Annotated in this window: 9 protein-coding genes, 1 tRNA gene and 3 pseudogenes; 8 read left to right on the top strand and 5 right to left on the bottom strand. The window is 74.0% G+C overall.

What is annotated here, in order from left to right:
- The 5 genes and pseudogenes from ABZW32_RS37650 to ABZW32_RS37670 all read left to right on the top strand — a co-directional run.
- Positions 1–208, top strand: a pseudogene (locus ABZW32_RS37650) (ATP-binding protein); the annotation flags it as partial.
- A gap of 48 nt (positions 209–256) precedes the next feature.
- Positions 257–694 carry a roadblock/LC7 domain-containing protein gene (locus tag ABZW32_RS37655; protein ID WP_356225106.1) on the top strand — a complete coding sequence of 146 codons (438 nt, stop codon included), beginning with the start codon at positions 257–259 and terminating at the stop codon, positions 692–694.
- Complete coding sequence (locus ABZW32_RS37660) at positions 691–1,110, top strand: DUF742 domain-containing protein (protein WP_356225108.1); 420 nt, start codon at positions 691–693, stop codon at positions 1,108–1,110. The genes ABZW32_RS37655 and ABZW32_RS37660 overlap by 4 nt, the downstream gene beginning before the upstream one ends.
- Complete coding sequence (locus ABZW32_RS37665) at positions 1,088–1,702, top strand: ATP/GTP-binding protein (RefSeq protein ID WP_356225110.1); 615 nt, start codon at positions 1,088–1,090, stop codon at positions 1,700–1,702. The genes ABZW32_RS37660 and ABZW32_RS37665 overlap by 23 nt, the downstream gene beginning before the upstream one ends.
- Positions 1,699–2,244, top strand: coding sequence for a GAF domain-containing protein (locus ABZW32_RS37670; RefSeq protein WP_356225112.1), 546 nt, complete (start codon positions 1,699–1,701; stop codon positions 2,242–2,244). The genes ABZW32_RS37665 and ABZW32_RS37670 overlap by 4 nt, the downstream gene beginning before the upstream one ends.
- 67 nt (positions 2,245–2,311) lie before the next feature.
- Here ABZW32_RS37670 and ABZW32_RS37675 read toward each other — a convergent pair whose 3' ends face one another.
- Positions 2,312–3,208, bottom strand: a complete 897-nt coding sequence (locus tag ABZW32_RS37675; RefSeq protein WP_356225114.1) for a transketolase — start codon at positions 3,206–3,208, stop codon at positions 2,312–2,314.
- Between the two features lie 12 nt (positions 3,209–3,220).
- Complete coding sequence (locus ABZW32_RS37680; protein ID WP_356225116.1) at positions 3,221–3,922, bottom strand: transketolase; 702 nt, start codon at positions 3,920–3,922, stop codon at positions 3,221–3,223.
- Between the two features lie 158 nt (positions 3,923–4,080).
- On the opposite strand from ABZW32_RS37680, the gene ABZW32_RS37685 reads away from it, so the two are divergent.
- Both ABZW32_RS37685 and ABZW32_RS37690 read left to right on the top strand, forming a co-directional pair.
- Positions 4,081–4,154, top strand: a tRNA-Pro gene (locus tag ABZW32_RS37685).
- Between the two features lie 212 nt (positions 4,155–4,366).
- Positions 4,367–6,181: an ABC transporter ATP-binding protein gene (locus tag ABZW32_RS37690; protein ID WP_356225117.1), complete on the top strand. Its 1,815-nt coding sequence runs from the start codon at positions 4,367–4,369 to the stop codon at positions 6,179–6,181.
- Position 6,182: 1 nt separating this feature from the next.
- Here ABZW32_RS37690 and dacB read toward each other — a convergent pair whose 3' ends face one another.
- From dacB to ABZW32_RS37705, 3 genes and pseudogenes are all read right to left on the bottom strand, one after another.
- On the bottom strand, positions 6,183–7,796 hold the full coding sequence (gene dacB / locus ABZW32_RS37695) for a D-alanyl-D-alanine carboxypeptidase/D-alanyl-D-alanine-endopeptidase (RefSeq protein ID WP_356225119.1): 1,614 nt from the start codon (positions 7,794–7,796) through the stop codon (positions 6,183–6,185).
- Positions 7,797–7,971: 175 nt separating this feature from the next.
- A complete protein-coding gene (locus ABZW32_RS37700) occupies positions 7,972–8,637 on the bottom strand; it encodes a DUF305 domain-containing protein (protein ID WP_356225121.1) in 666 nt (221 codons plus the stop codon).
- A gap of 65 nt (positions 8,638–8,702) precedes the next feature.
- A pseudogene (locus tag ABZW32_RS37705) lies at positions 8,703–8,804 on the bottom strand (DUF6153 family protein); the annotation flags it as partial.
- Here ABZW32_RS37705 and ABZW32_RS37710 point away from each other — a divergent pair.
- A pseudogene (locus ABZW32_RS37710) lies at positions 8,771–8,874 on the top strand (dehydrogenase); the annotation flags it as partial. The pseudogenes ABZW32_RS37705 and ABZW32_RS37710 overlap by 34 nt on opposite strands.

An 8,874-nucleotide genomic window follows, 5' to 3' on the forward strand; every position in this document is an offset into this window, starting at 1 on the left:
CCCCGCCCCTGCCACCGCCCCCGCCCGCGCAGAGGCGGTGCGGCCGGCGCTGCCGCGGCGCCGGGCCCAGCACCACCTCGCGCCCCAGCTGCGCGAGACCCCCGCCCCGCGCCGGGCACCCGACACCGAGCAACCCGTGCACGACCCCGGCCTGATGGCGGCCTTCCAGCGCGGCTTCGGCCTCGCCCAGTCGGAGCAGCAGGCATGAACCGGGCCCCCGGCCCGGACCCCTCACCCCAGCAAGGAGCACACCCCCATGGCCGGAGAAGCGGCGACGAAGACAGGCAGCCTCTCGGACCTCGACTGGCTGCTCGGCGGCCTGGTCCAACGCGTGCCGTACACGCGCAGCGCGGTGCTGCTCACCGCGGACGGGCTCGTCACCTGCGTACACGGACTGGACCCGGACAGCGCCGACCACATGGCCGCCCTGGCCTCCGGGCTGTACTCGCTGGGGCGCAGCGCCGGATCCCGGTTCGGGGACGGGGCCGAGGTCCGGCAGGTGGTGGTCGAGCTGGACACGGCGCTGGTGTTCGTCTCGGCGGCCGGGTCCGGCACCTGCCTGGCGGTGCTCGCGGACCGGGAGGCGGACGCGGGCGTCCTCGGCTACGAGATGGCGATGCTGGTCAAGAGCGTCCGCCCGTACCTGGCGGCCCCGCCGCGCCGGCCCGCGCACACCGTCGACGCGGAGCGATGAGGGTCTGGGCACGGGGGGACAGGGGATCCGGTGCGGCGCGCGACACGCCCTGGCTGGACGATTCGGCGGGCCGGGTGATGCGCCCGTACACCGCCAGCGGCGGGCGCACCCGGGCGGCCGTCCACCTCGACCTGCTGTCGCTGGTGACCGCGACCGGGGTCCGCCCGCGCGTTCCGCTCGGCGCCGAGCACACCCTCGCGCTGAGGATCTGCGCGGGCGCGGCCGGGGTGACCGTCGCCGAGGTGGCCGGGCAGCTGCGGCTCCCGGCGGTGGTGGTGAAGGTGCTGCTGTCCGATCTGGCGCAGCACGGGGCCGTCTCGGTGCGGGCGCCCCGGTTCCCCGGCGGCGACTCCTTCGCCGACGACGACCAGACCCTGCTCCGGGCGGTGCTCGATGGCCTACGCCGGCGACTGTGACGCCCCCGCCCCGCCCGCGACCCTGAAGATCCTGGTCGCGGGCGGGTTCGGGGCGGGGAAGACCACCTTCGTGGGCGCGGTCAGCGAGATCGAGCCGCTGTGCACGGAGGAAGTGCTGAGCGGGGTGGGCGAGGGCTGCGACCCGATCGACGGGGTGGAGGCGAAGGCGACGACGACGGTCGCGCTGGACTTCGGCCGCCTCACCCTCGACGGCCGGCACGTCCTGTACCTGTTCGGCACGCCGGGGCAGCAGCGCTTCTGGTTCCTGTGGGAGGAACTGTGCGCGGGCGCCCTGGGGGCGGTGGTGCTGGCCGACACCCGCCGGCTCGCCGACTGCTTCCCCGCCGTGGACTTCTTCGAGCGGCGCGGGATCGCCTTCGTCGTCGCCGTCAACGAGTTCGACGACGCACACCGCTACACCGCCGAGGAGGTCCGCGAGGCGGTGGGACTCGGCCCGCGGGTGCCCGTCGTCCGGTGCGACGCGCGACTGAGGGGTTCCGGTACGGGGACCCTCGCGGCCCTCGTCCACCATCTGCTCTCCACAGCGAAACAAGCCCGCCAAGCCCACTCGGATCCGGGGGAACCGCCATGACGTACTACGAATCGACCGGCCACCTGCTCCTCACCCCGGTGGACCGGGAGGCACCCGCGCGTGCCGTCCGGCTGCGCGAACTGGGCCTGGGGGAGCGGGTGGACGCGGAACTCGACGCCTTCGCGGCGCGCGTCGCCCGGACCCTGCGGACCCCGTACGCGGGTGTCAACTTCGTCGGGGAGGAACGGCAGTTCTTCGCCGGTCTGCACCACCGCCCGGACGCCGCGCAGGCCGGATACCCGGCGCGGGTGCTGCCCCGGGACCACGGCTACTGCCCGCACGTGGTGGTGCGGCGCCGCGCCCTGGTGCTCCAGGACGTACGGGACTTCGCGCGCTTCGCGGGCAACGCGGTCGTGGACGAGAGCGGGGTGCGCTCGTACCTGGGGGCTCCCCTCACCGACCGGCGCGGCGTCGTCCTGGGCACGGTGTGCGGGGTGGACGTGGTGCCGCGGCGCTGGGGGACGGAGGGCCTGACGACGGTCAAGGCGCTCGCCGCCGACCTGGTGGAGCTGATCCACGCGCGCGAGGACCGGGGCCGCTGACGGCGCCGGGCCGGGCGGGGGCACGGGAGGGGCCCCCGACAGGGGCCGTCGCCCCCGCCCGGCCCGGTCAGCCCAGGAAGCCGCTGATCCGCTGCCGCAGCGAGGCCGCGTCCAGGCCGTGGGCGGCGGTGTGCTCCTCCATCGTGCCGTAGCGGCGCAGCTCGGCCCGGCCCACCCCGAGCGGCAGGATCCGGTGCGGCACGTCCATCAGGGCCTGTCCGGCGGCCGCCGCGGAGGTTCCGGCCAGGTAGGGCTCGACCAGGACCACCTCCGGCGCGGCCCGGCCCGCGGCGGCGCGCAGGGCCGCGTCGTCGAAGGGGCGCACGGTGGCCGCGTAGAGCACGGTGACGTCGAGGCCCTCGGTCGCGGCGAGGACCTCGTCGAGCAGCGGTCCGACGGCGAGGACCACGCCCGCGCTCCCCGTCCGTACGGTCTGGAAGCGCAGGTCGCCGACCGGGCGCGGGGCGGCGTTCGACTGCGCGGTGAGCCGGACGTACACCTTGTCGTCCCCGGCGGCGTAGGCGTGGCGCAGCAGCTCCTCCGCCTCGTCGGGGTGGCCGGGCGTGTGGACCGTCCAGCCGTCGAGGGTGTCCAGCAGCGCCACGTCGCCCGGCGCCATGTGGGTGAACCCGCCGGCCGGCCAGTCGTAGCTGGCGGCCGCGCTGACCAGGACCCCGCCCGTGCCCTGGTGCCCGAAGTCCAGCTTGACCTGCTCGAAGGGCCGTTCGACCAGGAAGCTGGCGAAGGTGTGGACCACGGGCCGCAGCCCGGTGAGGGCCAGGCCGCCGCCCACGCCGACCAGCAGCTGTTCGCGGATCCCGACGTTGATCACCCGGTCCGGGTGGCGCTGCCGGGCGGGCCGGAACCCGTCCATGGTGATCTCCGCGAGCACGACCGCCAGCCGGTGGTCCTCGTCGAGCAGCTTCGATGTGACCGACACGAACCGGTCCCGCATGGTGTCCATGACCCGCCTCCCTCAGAACTTCTTCTCGACACGGGCGACGACGGCGTGCGGCCGGCCCGGATGCGGCGCGGTGAAGGCGGCGTGCAGCGCCTCGTGGTCCCGCCCGTCCACGGTGACCGCCGACCAGCCGGCCGCCTCGAAGCGGGAGGCGATCCCGCCGCGCCAGCCGTGGGTCGCGGAGTCGTTGTCGATCACCAGGGTGTGCAGCCGCTCCAGTCCGGCCGGGCCGGCGTAGGCGATGGCCTCGTGGTTGCTGCCCTCGTCGAGCTCCGCGTCCCCGATCAGCACCCACACGGCCGGGTCGTCCAGCCCCTGGGCGCGCAGCCCGAGCGCGGTGCCGACGGCGAGCGGCAGCCCGTGCCCCAGCGAGCCGCTGCCGATCTCCACGCCGGGGACCAGGGTGCGGTCGGGGTGGTGGCCGAGGGCGGAGTCGTAGGAACCGAATCCGGCCAGCCACTCGACGGGGAAGAACCCCTTCGCGGCGAGCACGGCGTAGTAGGCCATGGGCCCGTGCCCCTTGGAGAGCAGGAACCGGTCCCGCTCAGCGGCCCCGGCGCTCCCGGGCCCGACGCGCAACACCCGGTCGTAGAGCACCCACAGCGCGTCGAGCGTGGAGGTGGCGGCGGGCCCGTGCTTCTCCGCCCCTGTCATGAGCGCGATGAGTCGGCCCAGATCCTCGTAGCGGAACCCCGTGTCCGCGATTGCCTGTGTCATGCAGCCACCATGCTTCCTCAAGCGGACTTGAGGTCAAGCCGCCGTCGCCGGATCCGTCACATCCGGCCGTCCGTGGAAACCCGCGGGCGACCACCCCCCGAAGTGCGGTATTGTTCAGGTGTTGGTCCGGCCAGGGGAAACCCCAGGTCAGAGACCATCGGGACGTGGCGCAGCTTGGTAGCGCACTTGACTGGGGGTCAAGGGGTCGCAGGTTCAAATCCTGTCGTCCCGACTCGTGAGAGTCGTAGGTCGAGGGGCCGTTTCGGAGAAATCCGAAACGGCCCCTCAGCCGTTTCCGGGACCCGGTCCCGCCGCTGCGGCCGGCCCTTGTCCCCCACACGGGAAAACGCGTGGACCGGGCGGGCGTGCTCGCGGGACACTGCGGTTCCTGGCCCGCACCCGGCGAGGTGACGGCGTCTCGCCCCACGAGGACGCAGGGTTGTGATGGGAACGGCTGAATCGTCCGAAGGTCCGACCGGCAGGGGTCCGGTACTCCTCGCACTGCGCTACTACGGCCGCGAACTGGTCCGGCTCCGCCGACTGGCGGGGCCGGCGATGCTGCTCCCGGCGCTGGGCAACATCGGCATCAACTACCTCGCGCCGCTGGTCGTCGCCAAGCTCGTCGGCCGCATCGCCTCGGGCGCCGGTACGGGGGTCGGCCCGGCGCTGCCCTACGTGTTCGGCTTCGCCGGCGTCCTGTTGTTCTCCGAGGGGCTGTGGCGCCTCGGGCTGCACTTCCTGAACCGCCTCGACGCCCTCGGGATCGAGAGCCTGTACGTGATCGGCATGGACGAGCTGTTCGCCAAGGACGCCGCGTTCTTCCACGACAACTTCGCCGGATCGCTGACCAAGCGGGTGCTGAGCTTCGCCTCCCGCTTCGAGGAGTTCGTCGACACGCTGGCGTTCTCGGTCCTGGGCAGGCTCGTGCCGCTGCTGTTCGGGTCGGTGGTGCTGTGGCAGTACGAACCGCTGCTCGTGGTGGGGCTGTTGACGCTCATCGTCTTGACGGCGGTGTGCGTGCTGCCCCTGATCCGGCGCCGTCAGGCACTGGTCGCCCAGCGCGAGGAGGCGATCGCCCACGTCTCGGGCCACGTCGCCGACAGCCTGATGAACATGGACACCGTCCGGGCCTTCGCCGCCGAGGAACGCGAGGCCGCCGAGCACCGCTCGCGCGTCGCGCGCTCGCGCCGGTACATGCTGCGGTCGTGGGACTACGGCAACCTGCGCATCGACACGATCGTCGCGCCGATGTCCGTACTGACCAACGCGCTCGGCCTGCTGCTCGCCGTCGCGCTGGGCGGCGGGGCGCACGGCGTGGAGGCGGTGGTCGTCGCCTTCACCTACTTCGCCAACGCCACCCGGATCATGTTCGAGTTCAACCAGATCTACCGCCGCCTGGAGAGCTCGATGACGGAGGCCGCGCAGTTCACCACGCTGCTGCTGACCCCGCCCACCGTGGTCGACCCGGTCGCGCCGGAGCCGCTGTGCCTGCGGGCCGGCGACGTCCGGTTCGAGGGGGTGGCCTTCGCCCACGGGGGCGGGGAGCCGCTCTTCGAGCACCTCGACCTGGACGTGCCCAGTGGGACCAAGCTGGGCCTCGTCGGACGGTCCGGCGGGGGGAAGACCACACTGACCCGGCTGCTGCTGCGGATGACCGACATCGACGCGGGCCGGATCACGATCGGGGGCCAGGACATCAGCCGGCTGCGCCAGGCCGACCTGCGCGGCCTGATCGCCTACGTACCGCAGGACCCGGCGATGTTCCACCGCACGCTGCGCGACAACATCGCCTTCGCCCGGCCCGGTGCCACCGACGCCGAAGTCCGGCGCGCGGCCGAGGCGGCGCACGTCACCGAGTTCGCCGACGCCCTGCCGGACGGCTTCGCCACCATGGTCGGCGAGCGCGGCATCAAGCTGTCCGGCGGCCAGCGCCAGCGCGTCGCCCTCGCGCGGGCGATCCTGCGCGACGCGCCGATCCTGCTGCTCGACGAGGCGACCAGCGCCCTGGACTCCGAGAGCGAACTCCTCGTCCAGGAGGCGCTGTGGCGGCTCATGGAAGGGCGGACGGCGCTCGTGGTGGCGCACCGGCTGAGCACCGTGGCCGGCATGGACCGGCTCGTCGTCCTGGACCGGGGAAGGATCGTCGAACAGGGCACGCACCAGGAGCTGCTGGGTGCGGAGGGTGCGTACGCCAAGCTGTGGCAGCACCAGTCGGGCGGTTTCCTCGACGATGCCGCGGCCCGCTCGGAGTCGCTCTGAGTCAGCGTTCCTGGAGGTAGGCGGAGATCATGGCCAGGTCGTTGGCGATGGACAGCACCTCGGTGGGGTCGGCCGTCGGGGTGGAGGCGCCGTTGACGCCCGCGTAGAAGGTGTCGTAGCGGCCGTCGCCCTTGTCCAGGTATCCCGCGATCGTGATCGCCCCGACCGCCAGGCGGTCGTTGAGCGCGTCCAGGCCGACGGCCGCCCCGGTCTTCGCGAAGACCTTGCCGCGGGCCGGGCAGTCGCGGCAGTTCTCCGCCAGCAGCCCGTCGACGCCCAGGACGGGCAGCGCCTCCCGGAAGCGAGCGGCCTCGGGCGTGCGCTGCCAGTACGTCAGCATCTGCACCAGAGCCCGCGGAGTGGCACGGTCCGCCGGGTTGCCGCCCCGGCCGTCCAGCAGTTCCACCTGCTCGCGGTCGACGCCCGCCCCGTCCAGGAACCGGGCCAGTACCGGAAAGCCGTCCATGCACTGCCGGCTGCCCGCGGTGACGGCCAGCAGGCACATGCCGAGGTTGGCGCCCAGGTTGTGGCTGACCTTGAGGATGAGCGTGGCGTACTGGACGAACGGCGGGGAGGTGTACGCGGCCACGCGCGGCCGGCCCCGGTAGTCCCCCGGCAGCCGGCCGACCGGGTCGGGGCCCGTCGGGGACGCGGTGACGCTCACCCCGGCCCGCGCCAGCGCCTCGATCAGGGCGGTGCGGCCGAAGGCCGCCGGATCGGTCACCGGAGCCGTGCGCAGCAGTGGCCGCGCGTCCGCCGCGATCGTGCCGGAGAGCCGGATCCGGGTGCCGCCGCTGGTGGTCGTCACCGTCACGGCGGCCGGGCGGCCCGCCGCCACGGTCCGGACCGTCGAGGAGACCTCGTAGGGGGCGACCCTGGGCCGCCAGTCCAGGCGGGCGGCGGCGCCGGGACGGTCCCCGGGCGTGGTGAGCAGGTCGATCAGGTTGTCGTTGATGATCAGCGGGGTCGGGGTGGGATCGAAGACCGGCTCCGGGAGGAAGAGCCGGTCGTCGACGACCACGTCGCCGTCGACGCGGGTGATGCCCGCGCCGCGCACCTGGCGGGCGATCAGGTCGATGCCGGCGAGGGGGTTCTCCGGGGTGAGCGTGGCGCCCGGGAAGTCGTTGGCGTAGGTGTGGTCGAGGTCGGTGTAGGCGACGGTGCCGTCGGGGGCGGTCCGGCCGCCCATCGTGAGATCGCCCTGCGCGACCAGGTCCAGGTCGCCGGTCAGCGTGGAGCCGCGGCGCTCGCCGACCGCGTAGAGCGGGGTCACGAAGCGGTGGTCGGCGCCCAGCGTCCGCCAGGTTCCGGACACCCCGAACAGTTTGGCCGTGGACCCGGGGATGAAGAACGTCTCCGGCGACAGGCTGTGCACCACCCGGCCGCCGGCGGGGTCGGTCTCCAGGAGGCCCCACCGGGCGTGGCGGTACTCCGGCTTGTGCATGATCGCCACGATCCGGGGGTCGAGCCCGCCGGCCGCGTCGTCGTCGGACGGTGCGGACGCCGTGGTGCCCGATCCGGCGGCCGGGCCCGCGGTCAGGGCCAGGAGCAGCAGGGCCGCGCAACCGGCGGCGACGCGGCGCCCGAGGCATCGGGCCTTCGGTCCTCGCACCACAGCGCGCCCCCGTTTCTCGCGACGCTCGCCCGCCCGGGTCTGTGACCAGCGTGGCACGTCCCCGCACGGGCCGCACATCACCCGTCTGCCGACCCGGCCCGGGGGACGGGGGCCCGGCCGCGGACCCCCGCGGCGCGGCGCGCGGGCGCGGCGGCGCGGGGGTGCGGGGGTGGGATCAGCCCTTGCCGAGGAGGGCGTTCATGCGGGTGATCTCGGCGCTCTGGGAGCTGATGATCGCGGCGGCCATGTCCTTCGCCGGCCCGTACGCGCCCGCGGACTGCTCGGTGCGGGCCATGGCCACGGCGCCTTCGTGGTGCTTGACCATCATCCGGAGGAAGGCCCCGTCGAACTCCTTGCCGGAGGCCTTGGTCAGTTCGTCCATCTCGCCGCCCGTCATCATCCCGGACATGGCGTGCCCGCCGTGACCGGCATCGGCGGCGGGGACCTGCTGCCCCCAGGCCGTCAGCCAGCCCGAGAGGGTCTTGATCTCCGGGTCCTGCGCCTTCCTGATCTCCTCGGCGAGTGCCTTGACCTCGGGCGATCCGGCGCGGGTCGCGGCCAGGTCGGCCATCTCGACCGCCTGGCGGTGGTGGGGGACCATCCCCTGGGCGAAGGCCGTGTCGGCGGCGTTGTTGCCGCCCTGGCCGGGCGTGGCCGAGGCGGAGGACTGGGCGGAGGGCGTGGCGGACGCCGGGGAGCCGACGGCGTGGCCGTCGTGCGTGGGGGCGCCCGCGGAGGAGTCCTTCGCGGAGTCGGTGCCGCAGGCGGCGAGGACGAGGGCGGCGGTCGCCGCCGCGGCCACGGCGGCGGTGCGGCGGACGAGGGAACGCTGGATGTTCATGGTGGTGCTGCTCCTGTGCTGGGGTCTGAGGAATGGCTCGGCGGCACGGGGGTGCCGGAGCCGTCTCATATGCGCAGGAGCTGGAGTTCGCTGAGGGAGGGCGGGGCGCGCCCCCGGACCGCGGACCCGGGTACGGTCCCGTGCGTCCGTGGGGCTGGTGCTGGATCCCGCGCGCCGGGGCGTGCGGTGCGCCATCGGCGCGGTGGCCCCGATGCCGCTGCGGCCGCTGGAGGCCGA

Source organism: Streptomyces sp. NPDC004667 (assembly GCF_040609475.1).
Classification (GTDB): domain Bacteria; phylum Actinomycetota; class Actinomycetes; order Streptomycetales; family Streptomycetaceae; genus Streptomyces.

Bases quoted from the DNA above. Each gene is read 5' to 3' on its own strand.
- ABZW32_RS37655 (WP_356225106.1), top strand. From the start codon at position 257: ATGGCCGGAGAAGCGGCGACGAAGACAGGCAGCCTCTCGGACCTCGAC.
- ABZW32_RS37660 (WP_356225108.1), top strand. From the start codon at position 691: ATGAGGGTCTGGGCACGGGGGGACAGGGGATCCGGTGCGGCGCGCGAC.
- ABZW32_RS37665 (WP_356225110.1), top strand. From the start codon at position 1,088: ATGGCCTACGCCGGCGACTGTGACGCCCCCGCCCCGCCCGCGACCCTG.
- ABZW32_RS37670 (WP_356225112.1), top strand. From the start codon at position 1,699: ATGACGTACTACGAATCGACCGGCCACCTGCTCCTCACCCCGGTGGAC.
- ABZW32_RS37675 (WP_356225114.1), bottom strand. From the start codon at position 3,208: ATGGACACCATGCGGGACCGGTTCGTGTCGGTCACATCGAAGCTGCTC.
- ABZW32_RS37680 (WP_356225116.1), bottom strand. From the start codon at position 3,922: ATGACACAGGCAATCGCGGACACGGGGTTCCGCTACGAGGATCTGGGC.
- ABZW32_RS37690 (WP_356225117.1), top strand. From the start codon at position 4,367: ATGGGAACGGCTGAATCGTCCGAAGGTCCGACCGGCAGGGGTCCGGTA.
- ABZW32_RS37700 (WP_356225121.1), bottom strand. From the start codon at position 8,637: ATGAACATCCAGCGTTCCCTCGTCCGCCGCACCGCCGCCGTGGCCGCG.